The organism is Pseudarthrobacter sp. 01T43, assembly GCF_056398665.1.
Genome location: NZ_JBFTPV010000011.1, coordinates 1 through 16,637, shown reverse-complemented (window position 1 = coordinate 16,637; position 16,637 = coordinate 1). Strand labels below are relative to the sequence as shown.

General features: G+C 67.4%; 16 protein-coding genes. 5 read left to right on the top strand and 11 right to left on the bottom strand.

All coding sequences use genetic code 11. The features are described 5' to 3' along the window. Positions 1 to 1,512, top strand: a complete 1,512-nt coding sequence (locus tag AC1DIM_RS11705) for an MFS transporter (protein WP_477710655.1) — start codon at positions 1 to 3, stop codon at positions 1,510 to 1,512. Positions 1,513 to 1,591: 79 nt separating this feature from the next. On the opposite strand, the gene AC1DIM_RS11700 is transcribed toward AC1DIM_RS11705, so the two are convergent. Next, complete coding sequence (locus AC1DIM_RS11700) at positions 1,592 to 2,851, bottom strand: MFS transporter (protein ID WP_477710654.1); 1,260 nt, start codon at positions 2,849 to 2,851, stop codon at positions 1,592 to 1,594. Positions 2,852 to 2,933: 82 nt separating this feature from the next. On the opposite strand from AC1DIM_RS11700, the gene AC1DIM_RS11695 reads away from it, so the two are divergent. Next, positions 2,934 to 3,809: a LysR family transcriptional regulator gene (locus AC1DIM_RS11695; RefSeq protein ID WP_477710653.1), complete on the top strand. Its 876-nt coding sequence runs from the start codon at positions 2,934 to 2,936 to the stop codon at positions 3,807 to 3,809. A 528-nt stretch (positions 3,810 to 4,337) separates the two neighbouring features. After that, positions 4,338 to 5,681, top strand: a complete 1,344-nt coding sequence (gene nhaA / locus AC1DIM_RS11690) for a Na+/H+ antiporter NhaA (protein WP_477710652.1) — start codon at positions 4,338 to 4,340, stop codon at positions 5,679 to 5,681. A gap of 7 nt (positions 5,682 to 5,688) precedes the next feature. On the opposite strand, the gene AC1DIM_RS11685 is transcribed toward nhaA, so the two are convergent. From AC1DIM_RS11685 to AC1DIM_RS11665, 5 genes are all read right to left on the bottom strand, one after another. Further along, positions 5,689 to 6,471 (bottom strand): ABC transporter permease, encoded by a 783-nt coding sequence (locus AC1DIM_RS11685; protein ID WP_477710651.1) that lies wholly within the window; start codon positions 6,469 to 6,471, stop codon positions 5,689 to 5,691. Between the two features lie 2 nt (positions 6,472 to 6,473). Continuing rightward, the gene (locus AC1DIM_RS11680; RefSeq protein WP_477710650.1) at positions 6,474 to 7,208 is read right to left on the bottom strand and encodes an ABC transporter ATP-binding protein; all 735 of its coding nucleotides are present in this window, start codon (positions 7,206 to 7,208) and stop codon (positions 6,474 to 6,476) included. Beyond that, positions 7,208 to 7,735, bottom strand: a complete 528-nt coding sequence (locus tag AC1DIM_RS11675; RefSeq protein ID WP_477710649.1) for a PRC-barrel domain-containing protein — start codon at positions 7,733 to 7,735, stop codon at positions 7,208 to 7,210. The genes AC1DIM_RS11680 and AC1DIM_RS11675 overlap by 1 nt, the downstream gene beginning before the upstream one ends. Positions 7,736 to 7,806: 71 nt before the next feature. Next, positions 7,807 to 8,331 (bottom strand): DinB family protein, encoded by a 525-nt coding sequence (locus tag AC1DIM_RS11670; RefSeq protein WP_477710648.1) that lies wholly within the window; start codon positions 8,329 to 8,331, stop codon positions 7,807 to 7,809. Positions 8,332 to 8,356: 25 nt separating this feature from the next. Beyond that, positions 8,357 to 9,550, bottom strand: a complete 1,194-nt coding sequence (locus AC1DIM_RS11665; protein ID WP_477710647.1) for an SLC13 family permease — start codon at positions 9,548 to 9,550, stop codon at positions 8,357 to 8,359. 144 nt (positions 9,551 to 9,694) lie between these two features. On the opposite strand from AC1DIM_RS11665, the gene AC1DIM_RS11660 reads away from it, so the two are divergent. Then, positions 9,695 to 10,129, top strand: coding sequence for a universal stress protein (locus tag AC1DIM_RS11660; protein ID WP_477710646.1), 435 nt, complete (start codon positions 9,695 to 9,697; stop codon positions 10,127 to 10,129). Positions 10,130 to 10,137: 8 nt separating this feature from the next. On the opposite strand, the gene AC1DIM_RS11655 is transcribed toward AC1DIM_RS11660, so the two are convergent. Genes AC1DIM_RS11655 through pdhA form a run of 4 tightly spaced genes read right to left on the bottom strand, consistent with a single transcriptional unit; the run spans position 10,138 to position 15,153 of the window. Then, positions 10,138 to 11,325, bottom strand: a complete 1,188-nt coding sequence (locus AC1DIM_RS11655) for an FAD-dependent monooxygenase (RefSeq protein WP_477710645.1) — start codon at positions 11,323 to 11,325, stop codon at positions 10,138 to 10,140. Positions 11,326 to 11,329: 4 nt separating this feature from the next. Continuing rightward, positions 11,330 to 12,787 carry a dihydrolipoamide acetyltransferase family protein gene (locus AC1DIM_RS11650; protein WP_477710644.1) on the bottom strand — a complete coding sequence of 486 codons (1,458 nt, stop codon included), beginning with the start codon at positions 12,785 to 12,787 and terminating at the stop codon, positions 11,330 to 11,332. 3 nt (positions 12,788 to 12,790) lie between these two features. Next, the gene (locus AC1DIM_RS11645) at positions 12,791 to 13,903 is read right to left on the bottom strand and encodes an alpha-ketoacid dehydrogenase subunit beta (RefSeq protein WP_477710643.1); all 1,113 of its coding nucleotides are present in this window, start codon (positions 13,901 to 13,903) and stop codon (positions 12,791 to 12,793) included. Next, positions 13,900 to 15,153, bottom strand: a complete 1,254-nt coding sequence (pdhA, locus tag AC1DIM_RS11640; RefSeq protein ID WP_477710642.1) for a pyruvate dehydrogenase (acetyl-transferring) E1 component subunit alpha — start codon at positions 15,151 to 15,153, stop codon at positions 13,900 to 13,902. The genes AC1DIM_RS11645 and pdhA overlap by 4 nt, the downstream gene beginning before the upstream one ends. Before the next feature lie 160 nt (positions 15,154 to 15,313). Here pdhA and AC1DIM_RS11635 point away from each other — a divergent pair, with 160 nt between their 5' ends. Next, positions 15,314 to 15,778, top strand: a complete 465-nt coding sequence (locus AC1DIM_RS11635) for an Lrp/AsnC family transcriptional regulator (protein ID WP_477710641.1) — start codon at positions 15,314 to 15,316, stop codon at positions 15,776 to 15,778. On the opposite strand, the gene AC1DIM_RS11630 is transcribed toward AC1DIM_RS11635, so the two are convergent. Further along, complete coding sequence (locus tag AC1DIM_RS11630; RefSeq protein WP_477710640.1) at positions 15,775 to 16,440, bottom strand: hypothetical protein; 666 nt, start codon at positions 16,438 to 16,440, stop codon at positions 15,775 to 15,777. The two genes, AC1DIM_RS11635 and AC1DIM_RS11630, sit on opposite strands and share 4 nt — an antisense overlap. Positions 16,441 to 16,637: the final 197 nt, after the last annotated feature.

Below are 16,637 nucleotides of genomic sequence, written 5' to 3'. Positions count from 1 at the left end.
ATGAGCACTGTCCAGTCGTCAGCGAAAACCTCAACCCAGTGGAAGCCGAACGATGCGTGGCTGATCGGCATCGTCCTGGCGGTCATCAACTTCTGGCTGTTCGCGCAGACCCTGTTGAACGTCATCCCCGGCATTCAGGGGTCGCTGGGGATCGAACGGACGCTGGGGAACCTGGCCGTGTCCATCACGTCCCTGTTCTCCGGCATTTTCATTGTGGTGGCCGGCGGCCTCGCGGACCGGCTGGGCCGCGTGAAGATCATGTACCTCGGCATCTACCTGAGCATCCTCGGCTCGCTGCTGATCGCCCTGACCCCGGAAAACGCCGGCGGCCTCACCGCCGCTGCGCTGCTCGGCGGCCGCGTGGTCCAGGGGCTGTCCGCCGCGTGCATCATGCCCTCCACCATGGCGCTGGTGAAGTTCTACTACGAGGGGAAGGAACGCCAGCGGGCGCTGTCCTTCTGGTCCATCGGGTCGTGGGGCGGGTCGGGTTTCTGTGCCCTGTTCGGCGGCCTGATGGCGACGTCGTTCCTGGGCTGGCGCTCCATCTTCTGGATCTCGATCGTGCTGTCCGTGGTGGCACTCTTCCTGCTGCGCGGCACCCCGGAGTCCAAGTCCGCCGCGAAGGCCGGCGGCCGGTTCGACTGGGGCGGCATGATCACCTTGGTCGTCGCGCTGGTGGCACTGAACGTCTACATCTCCCAGGGCCCGCGGATCGGCTGGCTGAGCCTGACGGGCATCGGGCTGATTGTGGTGGCCGTGGTGGGTGCGCTGGTGTTCTTCGGGATTGAAACGAGCCGCGCCAACCCGGTGCTGAACCTGAAACTGTTCGGGAACGCCACCTTCGCCGGCGCTACGCTCTCCAACTTCCTGCTCAACGGCGCGGCCGGCACGCTGATCGTGTCCCTGGGCCTGGTCCAGGTGGCCGCGGGCATGTCCTCGCTGCAGTCGGGCCTGCTGACCCTCGGCTACCTGGTGGCAATCCTGGCCACCATCCGCGTGGGTGAGAAACTGCTCCAGCGTTTCGGCCCGAAGCGGCCCATGATCTGGGGCAGCGCGATCGCCGGCGTCGGGATCCTCATGACGTCCATGACGTTCACGCTGATCGGGCAGTACATTGTGCTGGCCGTCATCGGCTTCACCTTGTTCGGCGTCGGACTGGGCTTCTACGCGACGCCGTCCACGGACGCCGCGCTGTCCAACGTGCCCGACGATGAGGCCGGGGCCGCCGCGGGCATCTACAAGATGGCCTCGTCGCTGGGCAACGCGATCGGCGTGGCGATCTCGGCAGCACTTTACGTCGCGGCCCAGGCCATGGACCCCGCCACCATCCAGTCCTGGGGCCTGTTCATCGGAAATCAGCAGAACGTGGCCCTGCGGTTCGGCGGCGCCGTGGGCATCCTGTTCAACCTGCTGATGGTGGTGGTGGCCATCGTCGCCATCATGGTCACGGTTCCCAACGAGCGGTCCGAGAAGCGCCCGGAGGTGCCGGCGACGCCGTCGATCGGCAGCTAAAGGTAAGCAACCCTCTCGCACTCACGTACGACGCCGGCACTCACCTCGAGTGCCGGCGTCGTACTTGTCAGGAGTTCAGTCAGCGCGCGGCGGTTTGTCTCCGGCCATAGGTGCGGGCCAGGGTCAGGGCGGTGATGATGATCAGTGCCAGCATGACCACGCCGAACATCACCACGGCCGGAACCAGGGCCACAGTTTGCAGGATCAGCCCCAGCAACACCACCGGCAGGGCCATGCCCACGTAGCCCACCAGGAAGAGCCCGGCCAGAGCCTCCCCGCGGGTCTCCGGGGCGGAGATGGAGATGACGGTGCCGATCGCGGACTTGAAAGTCACGCCTACGCCGGACCCGGCAACGATGCCGCCGGCGATCAGCAGGGGCAGCGAGGAGGCGGCGATGGATGCGGTGACCAGTACCAGTCCGGAGCCCAGCAGGATCAGGCCGACCACCAACTGCGTGGTGCGTGCCCAGCGGGAGGACAGCACCTGGAACGCCGCCGAGGACGCAAAGACCACGAAGGCGACGGCGCCGGCCACCACGTGCGAGGTGATGCCCAGCTGCTTGGCCACGAAGGATGGCGCCAGGGAGGTGAAGAAGCCGAACATGGCGAACCCGACGAATGCCATCATGGCCGCTGCCGCATACTGCCCGCGGGCGGAGCGAGGGACAACGACGCGCTGCGGCCGGTAGACCCAGGTTTCGTCGACGTTGTTGACGGTCTCGGGGACCGTCACGATCAGCAGCAAGCCGGCGAGCAGCAGGAACGCGAACACCACGTACGGGGTGTAGAGCGGCATGGGCACGTACTCGGCGAGGAAGCCCGTGACGAGCGGCCCCAGGCCCAGTCCGCCGATGTTGGCGGCGGTGGAGATGACCTCCGCGCGCCGGGACCCGGCACCGGGGCGTGCCGCACTGTGCAGTTCGGTCATGTGTGCGGTGGCAGTGGCGGTCAGCATGCCGATGCCGAGACCGGAAATGAACCGGGCCAGCACCAGGCCGGGCAGGTCGGGCCAGACCAGGAAGATGAGGGCGGCGACGACGTTGAGCAGCACGGCCGGCGCGATCACGCGGCGGCGGCCGAACCTGTCCGAAATGTGCCCGGCCAGGAACAGGCTCACCACCACGCCCACGGCGTAGGCGGCAAAGATGACCGTGATGGTAAAGGCACTGAATCCGCCCCGCTGCTGGTAGAGCACATACAGCGGGGCCGGGGCGGCGGCGAACGCCATGGTGATCATAAAGACGAACGTGACAATCCAGAAGCCGCGTCCATACCGGCGCTGGTGCGCCCGATGGGATGGGCCGGCCCGGAGGGAGGGGGAAGTTGAAGTTTGCGTCATTGCTTCAGTATTGGCTCTTGGTTACATCGCGTCCAACGTTTATTCACGCTGATACCCATCGTCATCGGCGATAATAGAGTCCATGCAGCTTTTTCAGGTTGAGTACTTCATCGCGGTGGCCGAGGCACTGAGCTTTACGCGGGGAGCCCAGCGCGTCAATATCGTCCAGTCCGCCGTGTCTGCGGGGATCCGCCAGCTCGAACACGATCTGGGTTCCGAGCTGTTCATCCGCCAGGGCCGAAGTATCCGCCTTACGCCCGCCGGGGAGGCCCTGCTCCCCCGTGCCCGCGCCATCCTGGCCGACGTGCAGGCCGCGCGGGACGCCGTCGACGCCGTTCGGGGGACGGTGCGCGGGAGCGTGGCCCTGGGCATCCTGGCCCATGCCGGTTCAGTCGACGTGCTGCAGATCCTGCGGACGGTCCGGCGCGACTATCCGGGCATCGTCGTTAAGCTGCGCCAGACCGTCCAGGGAACCCGCACCAGCCTGGCCGATGTCCGGTCCGGAGCGCTGGATCTGGCCTTGGTTTCCGTGCCCGAAGAGGCTGCGTCCGGCCTCGAGCTGTACCCCCTGCACGCCGAGGGAATCGTCTTTGTCTGCCCGGAATCCCACCCCCTGGCCGGCCGGAAACGCGTGAGCCTGGCCGAGATCGCGAATGAGCCCTTCATTGACTTTCCCGAGGGCTGGGGCAACCGCACCACAGTGGACGCCGCCTTCGCCGCGTCGGGGCTGCAGCGCACGGTCCACACCGAGGTGGTGTCCTTCACCATGGCCATAGACCTGATCCGGGAGGGCCTGGGCGTGAGTTTCCTGCCCGAGACGGCACTGCAGCACGGCCAAGGAAAGGACATCCGGGCTATTCACACGCCACTGTCATGGCGCATCCAACTGGCCCGCTCCGCCACGAGGCAGCCCACCGCCGCCGAACAGGTCATCGTCGGCGCGTTCAGGAATCCCTAGCTGGGCGGCTCCCCGTAATCCGCGTAATCCTCATGAGGACCCGCACCTGTTGTGGGAAGAGCGGGCAGGCGAAGTTCCCACGGGTTAGCGGCCCACGGTCCGGCAGAATGCGCCGGCGCTGGCGCAGCCGAGCACGCGTCACAACTGCCTACAAACTGGTGGGGGCAGTCCATGGGATCTGCGGCGTCTCCGGTTGAAAGTCTGACTCGCATGTGACCCTCCCGCTCTTGGCCACGTCGCAACAGGCCGGCGCTTTGATTGATTCAGGGAAAAGCGTCAATGGCGCCGGCGGCGACCGTAGCGGGCACCAACCCTAAATCCCGCCGGCAGCTTAAGTAAATCGAATTGGCCGGCGCGATGCACGAGTAACCAGTACTCAAGTTCTACAGCCCCCACTACGCACCGTTGTCCGGGCCGCAGCACCATGGCTGCCGGACACCGGCAGATGCGGGCGGGTAAACTGGCTGGAGGTGAGCCGGGAAGTCTGGTCGGCATGTACTTTGTCGACCCATTGTTTAGGACACCTTCATGGCTAAGAATCCGTCCACCCCTCCGCGTTCCTCCGTCTTGGGCCGGGGTAGCTACCGCGAAGTGCTGCGCATCGGCGAGATCCTGCGGAAGGAAACCGTTGGCGGCATCCTGCTGGTCGCCGCAGCGGTCATTGCCCTGATCTGGGCCAATTCGCCGGCTTCCGAGAGTTACTTCGCGTTGCGCGACTTCCGCGTCGGGTACGAGCCGTGGCATCTGGACCTCAGCCTGGGGGCCTGGGCCGCCGACGGGTTGCTGGCGGTCTTCTTTTTCCTCGTGGGGCTGGAGCTCAAACGTGAGTTCGTGGCCGGCGACCTTCGCCAGTTCAGCAAGTCCGTGGTGCCCATCGCCGCCGCCGTCGGAGGTGTGGCGGTCCCTGCCGTTGTCTATGCCTTGGTCAATCTCAGCAGTCCCGGGACTTTGCGGGGCTGGGCCATCCCGACGGCGACGGACATCGCCTTCGCCGTGGCTGTGCTGGCGATCATCGGTTCCCACCTGCCCAGTGCTTTGCGGATCTTCCTGCTGACGCTGGCCGCAGTGGACGATCTGCTGGCCATCAGCATCATTGCGGTGTTCTATTCCAGCAACATCCAGGCCGGCCCGCTGCTGCTGGCCCTCATTCCACTGGCGGTCTATGCCTTCCTGGCCCGGAAATACCGCCGGTTCTTCGGCGCCAGACCCGCCGCGGCATGGGTAATCCTTCTCCCCCTGGGCGTGCTCACCTGGGCGTTGGTGCACGCCTCCGGTATCCACGCGACCGTCGCCGGCGTCCTGCTGGGGTTCGCCATCCCGGTGATCCGGTCCGCTGCCAGCGGCGGCCCCGCTGCGGGTCCCGGCCTCGCCGAGATCTTCGAACACCGGTTTCGGCCTATTTCCGCCGGCATCGCGGTCCCGGTCTTTGCGTTCTTCTCCGCCGGCGTGGCCGTGGGCGGCTGGGACGGCCTGATCGCGGCCGTGACCGACCCCGTGGCCATCGGCATCATCGTGGCACTGGTGCTGGGCAAACCGGCCGGGATCCTGGGCACAACCTGGCTCCTCACCAAGGCCACCCGGGCGTCGCTGGACAAGTCCTTGAAGTGGATTGACGTGTTCGGGGTGTCCCTCCTGGCCGGGATCGGCTTCACGGTTTCGCTTCTCGTCGCGGAGCTGAGCTTCGGACAGGGCAGCATCCATGATGACCACGCCAAGGTGGGGATCCTGGCCGCGTCGCTGCTGGCCGCCCTCCTGGCGTCGGCAGTGCTGGTCACCCGCAACCGCCAATACCGCGCCGTGGAGGCGGAAGAGGCCATCGACACAGACCACGACGGCGTCCCGGACGTTTACGAGGAAGGTCACCGCCCGTGACCTGACCTCAGCCGGAGCTGATTTGCATGTTCTTCCACCACTGGCCCGTTGCGGCGATGCCGAGCGCGGAGACCGGGACGCACAGGAAGAGCTGCAGAGGGCTGACCGTTTCGGCGGCCGCCGCGCCGCCCATGCCCATCCACAGCCCGGGTGCCGCGTAGGGAAACCAGGCTCCGGCGCCAAATGCCGTCACCACCTGGGTGGTGACCACCAGCAGGACCAGGGCGCCGACGCCGGGAAGATAGCCGTGTGCCACGCTGGCCACTACGGCGAGCGGGCACGCGAGCATGGCCGCCAGGGCGCCGCCGCACCATGCCTTGCCGGCGGCCACCAGAACTTCCGTGCCGGGCAGGCCGAGGCCGATGACCGCGCCGGCGAGAAAGGCAACCGCGACGCTGACCAGGCACAGCAGCAGGGACCAGAGAAGAATCACCGTGAACTTCGCGTAGGCAAGCCGCCGCCGGGTGACCGGCAGGGCAAACAGGCACGCCTCGGTTTTTTCGGTGAACTCGCGGCCGAAGCACCAGCACACTACGAAGCCGATACCCATCAGCGCCCCGACGGACAGCAGCATTCCCACCATTGCCAGATACCCGGCCCAACCCGTACCAGTCAGCATGGCGGCGGCTTTGAGGCCGATCTGGCTGGACCCGTCGGTGGTGGCCGCGACCATGAAGGCCGCTGCGAGCACCGGCAGGGCAATGCCGATCAGGGCCGAGACCGTCCAAACCACCGGTGCCCGGCGGAACTTGAGTGCCTCGAACTCCCGGGCCGTTCCGGAAGCGCCCACCGTTACTCCTGCTCGTTCAGGTCGGACTGCAGGACCAAGTCAAAGAAGCTACGTTCGAGGTCCACGGCCCCGGGCTGCAGCGTGCCGATGATCCTTCCGCGGTGAAGCACGCTGATCCTGTCAGCCATCCGTGCAACCTCGTCAAGGTGGTGGCTGGAGACCAGGATCGCCGCGCCCCTATCCGTACGTGCTTCCTGGAGCAACCGCCGAAGAACGATGACACCGCGCGGGTCCAATGCGTTGGTCGGTTCGTCCAGGACAAGCACGTCCGGTCTCTTGACCAGGGCGGCTGCCAAACCGACGCGCTGCCGGTTCCCCAGCGACAGCGTCCCGGCGCGCCGGTCCGCATATTCGTCCAGACCCAGGTCAGACAATGCCCGTCCCGCGGCGGAACTGGCGGCGTCCTTCCTCAATCCGTGCAGGCGGGCGGAACAGTACACATTCTCGTGAGCGGTCAGCTCCGGATACGCGAACGGGGTCTCCAGCATCTGCCCGACCCGTGACCACACTTGCGCTCCTGCGCCGGAGACCGGAAGTCCCGCCAGGTGAGCCGAACCCCTGTCCGGTTTGAGCATGCCAAGCAGGATCCGCATCAACGTCGTCTTCCCTGCTCCGTTCAGCCCGACTAAGGCGTGGATTTCCGACCGCCCCACGCGAAGGGTTACGTCGTCCAGCACAGGGAACCCGCCAAGGGATTTCGATACACGCTCCGCCCAAATGGCCGCTTCCGTTCTCATCAGTGGGGACCCGACGGCGGGTGCGGACCGGGATGCGGGTGCGGACCCGGGTGCGCGTGCGGGGGCACGTGTTTGTGAAGGTGCGGCGGCGCGGGTGGCGGGCCACCGTGAGGCAGCGGGTGCGGTGGTGCCTGCCCCGCGGGCCGTTCGCCGTCGTCGTCGTTCCCTCCGTCAGTAACCGCGGCTGCGGCCGCAGTTTGCGTCGGCGCAGTAAGCCCGTAGTAGCTGTAGAGTTCCTGTTCCTGCGTCTCCGTGATGGCGCCGCGGTCGCTCTCGATCCGCGGGCCGTTCTTCACCGTGTCCTTCGTGAACGCCACCCTGATCACGGATTCCTCGAGGCTGGCGCCCGTGAGCGGGGCGAAGGATTCGGACATGCCGAACAGGCCGGTCCGTACGGTGACGAAGGCCGGCTCGCCGGAATCGCCGCTGGTGAAGATCTGTTCCACGGAGCCGATCTTCTCCCCGTCCGCGTCCACCACGATGCCTCCGTTGAGGACGATGTTATCGATGTCCTGCAGGCTGAGCATGGGGCGCTCCTTCTGGTGAGTGAAGTGGTCCGGCAAATGGGGGCCTGGCTTTATTCTGTCCCCGCAACGCGTTACACGGGCGGAAGGCTCAGCTGCTTGGCGTGAAAGTCGAAATGCACGGTGGGGTAGGCGTAGACATCGTTCAGGCTCATCAGGGGTGCGAAGAACGGGTCCCATCTGTCAGGGAACGGCATGGAGCGGGACAGGCTGCCGGGAGTCTCGCGGTCCAGCTGCCGTGACAGGGATGCGATGGTCTTCCCGAGTTTCCGCGCCATCCGCCGGTGGTTGAAGACCGTCGCCGCCGCGCGGGAGCCCCAATAGTTCACGACGTCGAAGGGCCGGGTTCCCGCGTTGAGTACCGCCGCGAACGCCTTACCTGCCGGGGCAGGCAGTCGGCTGACCAGGCGGACCAGGGGAAGCAGGGCCCGGACCACCATGTACCCGAAGACCATGTGGAAGAGCAGTTCCTCGTTGGTCCACTTGGTGCCGTCGCTCCGGCGGCGAAGATCCTCCGTGCTGGCGCCGGCCAGCCAGGCATCGAGTTCCTGCCGCACGCGGCTGTATCCGGACACAATCTCATCTTTAGCTGGATTCACGGCGTTCCCTCCTGTCTGGACTAAGTTACCCCGTGGCGGCCAGTGCCAGGACCGCCGCGAACACAGTCACGGGCGCAACGATCAGGCCGAAGAGCGCGTAGCCGCGCCAGCTGATCAGGACGTTCATCCGCACCAGCCGGTCGTGCCAGAGCAGCGTCGCCAGCGACGCCCACGGCGTGATGAGCGGACCGGCGTTGACCCCGATCAGCAGGGCCGCCATGCGCTGCGGCGTCTGGGCGAGAGGTTCGGCCAGCAGGTAGGCGGGCAGGTTGTTCAGCATATTGGAACCGAACGCGCCCGTCGCGGCGAGCCGAAGCAGTTCAGGGAAGCTCTGGCCTTGCCCGGCGAGCTGGCCCACGAAGGCCGAGGCGCCCAGGTGGCGGGCGGTTTCCATCACCAGGAAGAGTCCGGAGGCGAACAGCAGCAGGGACCACGGCACCAGCTGCACCGTGAGGACCCGGGGCCGCCGGAGCGCGAACATCAGGCCCAGCACAAGCGCGGCAGCCACGGCGGGGATCCAGACCGGAACGCCGGACACCAAAGCCGGCAGCAGCAGCGCCAGGACGACGGCGGTACCGCCGAGCAGGACGCGGTCCGTGGAGGCCGCCGTCGGGCTTCCGGTTTCCGCATCCGGCCGGACCCGTCCCACGGGGATCCGCGAATAGCGTTTGCTCAGGTCGCGGCGGAAAACGAGGGCAATGAACACCAGCGGCACCAGCACCGCGGCGAGGGACGGCGCCCACATCAGGGCCGCGAAGCCGGCCGGGCTGATCCCGCCCAGGCTGTGCTGCGCCAGCAGGTTGGTCAGGTTGGAGATGGGCAGCAGCAGGCTCGCGGTGTTCGCCAGCCATACGGTCATCAGGGCAAACGGCAGCGGCGGCAGGCCGGCCTGCCGGGTCACGCTAACCACCACCGGGGTCAGCAGCACCGCCGTGGTGTCCAGCGAAAGGAAGATGGTGCTCAGCGTGGCGAACACCGCCAGGAACAGCCAGAGCAGGAAGCTGTAGCCGCGGCCCCAGTGCCGGAACCGGCGCGCAATCCACAGGAAGATGCCGGCCTCGCTGGCCAGCTCGGTCACCACGGTCATGGCGACGACGAACAACAGGATGGGCGCCACCCGGTCAACCAGCGCGGCCAGGTCAGCCGCGGGCAGCGTCCCGGTGACCGCCGCCACCGCGCCGGCCGCCAGCAGTACCGCTCCAATGATCGCCAGACGCATGAACGGATTCTAGTCCGGCTTCCTTGGCCCTAGCGGGAAGGGTCCGTGGAGGTTAGCCGCGTGGCCTTGACCCGTTCGGGCGACGGGCACAGACTGGCACTGCCGGGCGGTGGCAGTGAGTCGGCGGGTGGAAGGGCAGAAGAAATGGACGCTAGCGGCAGGTTCCTCATCGTGGCCGGTGTCGACGGTTCCGAGCAGTCTCTGGCCGCTCTTCGGTGGGCCGTGGATGAAGCCCGTCTCCGGCACGGCAAGGTCCGTGCCGTTACCGCGTGGCACTACCCTCCAGTGCCGTCAACGGTAGAGGACAGCGGCAGTAACGACTCCTTTCACTCCGCTGAGCGTCTCCAGGCCGACGCACTGAAGGCCGTCGCTGCTGACGGCGTGGACATCGAGGGAATACTCGTCCGTGACCTGGCTGCCACCGCTTTGCTGGAAGCCAGCAAAGATGCGGACCTGCTGGTTGTGGGATCCCGGGGCCATGGCGGGTTCGCAGGGCTGCGGCTCGGATCAATCTCCAGCCAGGTGATGCACCATGCACCATGTCCCGTGCTGGTTGTCCGGCCCAGGAGCGGTGCCTGATTCCCCGCCTACTTCGCGATTCGTCCCACGATCTGCCGGGCAACCAGCCGGTCGATTCCGGGCAGATGGGTGGCCCGGATGATCCACTGCCGCAGGAGGCGCTGGGTCCGGTTGGCGGGGAGGAACGATGATGCTGTGCGTCGCCCGGCGGCCTGGGCCTCCTGGACCGTGGGGCGCCAGCGTCGCTCGAACTCGGCGAGCGCTGGACCGATGTCCGCCGGTGAGGCCACGGGTCCCAGGACGTCCCCGAGCAGCGCGGCGCCGGCGATCGCGAGCGAGCCGCCTTGCCCGGCGAGGAGTGAGACGGCGCCGCAGGCGTCCCCCACCAGAACGGTCCGTCCCCGCTGCCAGTGCGGCATGACAATCTGTGCCACCAGATCGTCGTACGGATGTTCGGGGCACAGTTCCAGCAGCCGGTCCACCGCGGGGCCGAGTCCGGCGAACTCCCGGCGCAGCCGCTCCCGCGGGCTCCCGGACCGCTGGTGCCCCGGCATGCCGGTGGCATCCCGGTAGACCATGAAGGCCGCCACTTCGTCGGAGCGGAGGCTGTAGAGACCGGCCATCCGGTTGATGCTGTCGGTGAGGACGAACCGGTTCCGGAAACGGGCATTCAGGATGGGGTCGGTCACGATGAACGCGGCGGCACGCATGCCCACGGGGCGCAGGTACTCCGGCTCGGGGCCGAAGACCCGGGCCCGCACGGCGGAGTGGACGCCGTCAGCACCTACCAGGACGTCCGCGGCCACCGTCACGTCCGGTGAGCCGTCCACCGCGACCCGCACGCCGTCGTCATCACCCCAGATCCGGGACACCGGCGCCCCGTAGCGGACGCGCACCCGGCCCGGGGGCACGTCCTCCAGGGCAGCGAGGGCGGCACGTTCCATGTCCGGCCGCAGCAGGCTCAGGACCTTCCCGCCGGCAAGCCTGGCGAACCGGTCGTAGTCGAGGCTGGACGTGGGGCGCCCGGCGGCGTCAACATACTCCGCTGCCTCCACGTGGTAGGCCACCTCTGCGAGCCGCGGGTAGAGGCCGATCCGCTCCGCGGCCTCCACTCCGGGACCGAAGAAGTCCATCATGTAGCCGTCAGGGCGCGGAGCGGCGGATTTCTCGAGGAGCTCCACGTCCCAGCCGGCCAGGCCGAGTTGGCGGGCCGCCACAAGACCCGCAATGCCCGCACCCACCACCACAGCCTTCATGGTCTCAGATGTCGGCCAGGACGCTGTCCGGGTTCTCAATCGCATCCGCCACGAACCGGAGGAACCCGGCTGCCGTGCCGCCGTCGCACACGCGGTGATCGAAGGTGAGCGTCAGTTCGGTGACCTTGCGGACGGCGAGTTCACCATTCACCACCCACGGCTTGTCCATGATGCGCCCCACGCCGAGGATCGCCACCTCGGGGTGGTTGATGATGGCCGCGGATCCGTCCACGCCGAACACGCCGTAGTTGTTCAGCGTGAAGGTGCCGCTGCCCAGCTGCTCGGGCGTCCCCTTTCCCTCGCGTACGACGGCGGTGAGCCGGCGGATCTCCACGTCCAGTTCGCGGGCGCTGAGTTTCTCGGCGTTGCGGATGGAGGGCACCGTCAGTCCGCGGTCCGTCTGGGCCGCGAAGCCGAGGTTGATCCCGTCGAAGGCCACGATCTCCTGGGCGCCGTCCGCGGTGGTTTCGATGCGGGTGTTCAGCTCCGGGAATCGTTTTAACCCGGCCGTGACAAAACGGGCGATGAAGGCGAGAAGGCCAGGCGTGGCGTGCGCATCGGACTTCTTGAGCCCGGCCCGAAGCTCCACCAGGGCAGTGGCATCAACGTCAACCCAGACCGTGGCCTCCGGAATCTCCTGCCGGCTCCGGGTCATGTTCGCGGCGACGACTTTGCGGACACCCTTGACCGGCGTCCGGGCGGAAATGCCCAGGCCGGTGCGGGAATCGGCTCCGCCCTGGGCTTCAACAGGCTCAACCACCCGCTTCGGCTCAACCACAGGGCTCGGCTCAGCGATGGGGCTACTGATGGCCGCCTCAACATCCCGGCGCATGATCAGCCCGCTGTCGCCGGACCCGCTGACGTCGCCCAGGTCGACGCCGTGTTCCCGGGCCATCCGCCGGACCAGCGGCGAAATCACAGCCCCAAGCTTCCCGGGCACCCGGGTGCGGAGCAGCGAGAGGTCCAGATCCGGAGTTTCCACAGGATCGGTTTCAGCAGGCTCAACCACCGAAAGCTTCCGCGGGGCCCGGGTACGCCGCACCTGTCCGGCACCGCCGGGAGTTCCGTAGCCGATCAAGACGTTGCCGGACCCGGCCTTCTCCTCCTCGCGGTAAGCGTTCGCTGCAGCAGCTTCAACCACCGGCTCCTCAGCAATAACGTCCGGCGAAGGGGCGGGGGCGGCATCATCCGCGCCGGCCCCCGGAACCGCAGCACCAACAGGAGCCACCGAGATCAAAGGCTTCCCCACGTCCAGCGTCTGCCCGGGCTCGCCGTGCAACTGAGCCACAGTGCCGGCATAGGGCGACGGCACTTCCACCACGGCCTTGGCCGTCTCCACTTCGGCGATCGGCTGGTCCACGCGGATCTCGTCGCCCACGGAAACGAGCCAGTTGATCAGTTCGGCTTCGGTGAGGCCTTCGCCGAGGTCGGGCAGCATAAATACTTGCAGTGCAGAGCTCATTGGTCAGTCTTCCCACTGGAGGTTGTCAACGGCGTCGAGGATGCGGTCCACGCCGGGCAGGTAGTAGTGCTCGAGCTTCGGCGCCGGGTACGGGACGTCGAAACCGGTCACGCGGCGGATCGGCGCGGCGAGGTGGTGGAAGCAGCGTTCCTGGACCCGCGCCACGATCTCGGAGGACACGGACGCGAAGCCGTGCGCCTCGGCGATCACCACGGCCCGGCCGGTCTTGCGGACGGACGCGCACACGGTCTCGTCGTCGAACGGGACGATGGAGCGGACGTCAATGACTTCCAGCGAGCGGCCCTCTTCCGCCGAGGCGGCGGCCGCGGCGAGCGCGGTGGGGACCGACGGCCCGTAGGCGATGAGCGTTGCGTCAGTGCCGGAACGCGCGACGGCGGCGCGGCCTTCAGAGGACGTCCCCGCCTTGAGATTCGCATCGTGAGCAGCCCGCAGGTCCGCCAGGTCCACCATGTCCTTGGACCAGTACATCTTCTTGGGCTCCATGAACATGACCGGATCGTCCGAGTCGATGGCCTCCCGCAGCATCCGGTAGGCGTCGGCCACGGTGGCGGGCGTGAAGACCTTCAGGCCGGCGGTGTGGGCGTAGTACGACTCGGAGGAGTCGCAGTGGTGCTCCACTCCCCCGATCCCGCCGGCGTACGGAACCCGGATCACCATGGGCAGCTTCAGGGCTCCCTTGGTGCGGTTGTGCATCTTGGCCACATGGCTGACGATCTGCTGGAACGCCGGGTAGGCGAAGGCATCGAACTGCATCTCCACCACGGGGCGCATCCCGTTCATGGCCATGCCCACGGCCATGCCCACAATGCCGGACTCGGCCAGGGGCGTGTCGAAGCAGCGCTGCTCGCCGAACGTGCGGGTGAGGCCGTCGGTGATGCGGAAGACCCCGCCCAGCTGGCCCACGTCCTCGCCGAAGACCAGGACGGAGGGGTCGGCGTGCATGGCGTCGGCCAGGGCCGTGTTGAGGGCCTTGGCCATGGTGATGGGCTGCGGGCCGGAAGCCTCAGCCGCGGAAGCGGCGGATGCGGCGGCCCGGGCGGTGGCTGCACTGACGTTGGCGTTCGCTTCGGAGGACGTGGTCACTGTCGGGCTCATTTGGAGGCCTCCCCGGAGGCCGCGTCGCGGGCAAGTTCGTCGGCCAGCATGGCGGCCTGCTCCTTCAGTTGGGGGGTGGGTTCGGAGAACACGTGCCGGAACAGCTCCTGGGGGTCCACGGGAACGTCCTCACCCAGCCCTTCACGAAGCTGAGTGGCAACGTCCTCAGCATGCGCGGCGATCCTGGCGGCGCCGTCGTCGTCCAGCAGTCCACGACCGGTGAGGTACGTCTTCATCCGGCTGATCGGATCCTTGGCCAGCCATTCGGCAACTTCGCTGTCCTGCCGGTAGCGGGTGGCGTCGTCGGCGTTGGTGTGCGCCTGCATCCGGTAGGTGTTCGCCTCCACCAGGAGCGGGCCCGAGCCGCCGCGGGCGAGCGCAACGGCCCGGTCCAGCACGGCGAGGAGGGCCACCACATCGTTGCCGTCCACGCGTTCGCCGGCCATGCCGTAGCCAACAGCCTTGTGCGCCAGGGAAGGGGCCACGGACTGGTGTGCCAGCGGAACGGAGATGGCGTACTTGTTGTTCTGGACGAAGAAGATGACCGGCAGGTGAAAGACGGCGGCGAAGTTCAGGGCTTCGTGGAAGTCGCCTTCGCTGGTGGCGCCGTCGCCGCACATCGCCATGACCACGGTGTCCTCGCCGCGGAGCTTGGCGGCGTGCGCCACCCCGACGGCGTGCAGCAGCTGCGTGGTCAGCGGCGTGCACTGGATGCCCACCTTGTGCTTGGCGGGGTCGTAGCCGCTGTGCCAGTCGCCGCGGAAGATGGTCATGGTCTGCACGGGATCAACGCCGCGGGTCATGACCGCCACGGCGTCCCGGTAGGTGGGGAACAGCCAGTCGCCCTTGGCGAGGCAGAGCGCCGCGGCCACCTGGCAGGCTTCCTGCCCGTGGCTGGACGGGTACACGGCCATGCGCCCCTGCCGGACGAGTGCCGAGTTCTGGTCGTTGACGCGGCGTCCGACGACGAGCTGCTCGTACGCTGCCAGCAGTTCCTCATCGCCGGGCAACGGGTACTCGTGGCCGGGTTCGGTGCCCTGCTCGCCTTCGGCGAGGAGCCGTCCCTCCGGGTCCACCATCTGGATCTGGTGCCGGGCCGGGAGCATGTAGTCCTCAACCGTGATGCCGAACTTGCGCACGGCTTCGGTCACGGCATTTTCAGCAGGCCGGCGTTGGGGCTGGTCCGGCGCAGAGCCGGGCGCAGAGCCCGGGTCAGTTCGGGGCGCAGTGTGGTCCGCGGAGATCGTCATTGGTCAGTCCTTCTGTAGCCACTATTCCTTCCCAGTATTGACCTAACCGAACTTTCGTATCCAGACCTGAGCCGAATCATGGAGAAGTCAGGGCAGGATGGCTATTCTGGAAGACGAATCGTAAGCACGGGCAGCACTATGGCAGGGAGCTGTGGACAGATTGGCAGGCACACCAGACCAGGCCGAACCGGCGCCGCTGGACGACGTGGACCGCCACATCATCGCCGAGCTGACCCGCGACGGCCGGATGTCCGTCACCCAGGTGGCGCAGAACGTCCACATCTCCAGGGCCCACGCCTACACCCGGATCGCGCGGCTCACCGGCGAAGGGGTGCTGACCAAGTTCACCGCCCTGGTGGACCCCATCAAGGCCGGGCTCAAGTCCTCCGCCTACGTCACCCTCAAAGTCAGCCAGCACTCCTGGCGGGAGCTCCGGGAAGAGCTCAAGGCCATCCCGGAGGTCCACCACATTGCCCTGGTGGGCGGGGACTTCGACGTCATCCTGCTGGTGCGCGCCATCGACAACACCGACCTCCGCCGGGTGATCTTCGACCAGCTGCAGTCCATGCCCGGCGTCCTGGACACCCAGACGTTCCTGGTGTTCGAGGACGTGGATACGCGCTAGTGTGTCCGCGGTCCGTGGCCCCGGGCGCGGTAGGCGTAGACCAGCAGGGCGATCCCCGCCAGGATCATGACGGTGGGGACGGCGAACTCCAGGGGAACGAGCAGCGCCGTGGCCTGCAGCGCGAAGATCAGCCCCATGACGCCGAGGACGGCAGCCGGAATCAGGGGCCACTTCATCGGAACGTTGCGACCGGGGGTCCGGACCGGAACAGCCGACAGCACAACGAAGGTGGCCGCCAGCCCGAGGAACAGGACAGCGGCCACGGCCATGCCCTGCAGGGCCGGGAGTGCCACAATGACGGCCAGAGTGAACAGCACCCCGCACGGAATGACCGCCCACCAGTTGGCCGTCTGGCGCAGGTAGACCGCGGCGAATCCGGCTGCCATGAACAGGAACAGGAAGGCGCCGGCCGCACTGCCGGGCGCCACCTGCGTGGCCGTGATGACCGCGGCCAGGCCCAGGAACACGGAGCCGGGGATCGCAGCCCACCAGAAGTCCCGGCGGCGGACGAAGAGCGCCAGGAACACCGCGCCCACCGCGGCGAACATGAGGGCAGGCACGTAGACGCCGCTGTCCACCACGCCGAGCCGGTCCAGCAGGAACAGCAGGCCCATCGCCATCAGGACGATGCCCGCGATGATGCTTGTCTTGGCCGATTCCACCGTATGCCTCCTGGAATAGGGCAGGCGGCTGCGCCGCCCTGCTTCCTTCAGGCTAGCGGTTCAGCGTCGCTGTCGCGCCGTGGTGGGAGAAAGCGATCCCTCACCTCGCCCCAGGCTCTGGCCCCGGATGGTGGTTTCGGCAGATCATGGAGGTGTCTGCCACGGTGGACGCCGGTTCGATCTTGGTGCTGTTGTTG

Excerpts from the sequence above, each read along its gene's own strand:
- pdhA (WP_477710642.1), bottom strand. The coding sequence starts at position 15,153 with ATGACGATCTCCGCGGACCACACTGCGCCCCGAACTGACCCGGGCTCT.
- AC1DIM_RS11645 (WP_477710643.1), bottom strand. The coding sequence starts at position 13,903 with ATGAGCCCGACAGTGACCACGTCCTCCGAAGCGAACGCCAACGTCAGT.
- AC1DIM_RS11675 (WP_477710649.1), bottom strand. The coding sequence starts at position 7,735 with ATGCTCAGCCTGCAGGACATCGATAACATCGTCCTCAACGGAGGCATC.
- nhaA (WP_477710652.1), top strand. The coding sequence starts at position 4,338 with ATGGCTAAGAATCCGTCCACCCCTCCGCGTTCCTCCGTCTTGGGCCGG.
- AC1DIM_RS11665 (WP_477710647.1), bottom strand. The coding sequence starts at position 9,550 with ATGCGTCTGGCGATCATTGGAGCGGTACTGCTGGCGGCCGGCGCGGTG.
- AC1DIM_RS11680 (WP_477710650.1), bottom strand. The coding sequence starts at position 7,208 with ATGAGAACGGAAGCGGCCATTTGGGCGGAGCGTGTATCGAAATCCCTT.
- AC1DIM_RS11655 (WP_477710645.1), bottom strand. The coding sequence starts at position 11,325 with ATGAAGGCTGTGGTGGTGGGTGCGGGCATTGCGGGTCTTGTGGCGGCC.
- AC1DIM_RS11700 (WP_477710654.1), bottom strand. The coding sequence starts at position 2,851 with ATGACGCAAACTTCAACTTCCCCCTCCCTCCGGGCCGGCCCATCCCAT.
- AC1DIM_RS11695 (WP_477710653.1), top strand. The coding sequence starts at position 2,934 with ATGCAGCTTTTTCAGGTTGAGTACTTCATCGCGGTGGCCGAGGCACTG.
- AC1DIM_RS11650 (WP_477710644.1), bottom strand. The coding sequence starts at position 12,787 with ATGAGCTCTGCACTGCAAGTATTTATGCTGCCCGACCTCGGCGAAGGC.
- AC1DIM_RS11660 (WP_477710646.1), top strand. The coding sequence starts at position 9,695 with ATGGACGCTAGCGGCAGGTTCCTCATCGTGGCCGGTGTCGACGGTTCC.
- AC1DIM_RS11705 (WP_477710655.1), top strand. The coding sequence starts at position 1 with ATGAGCACTGTCCAGTCGTCAGCGAAAACCTCAACCCAGTGGAAGCCG.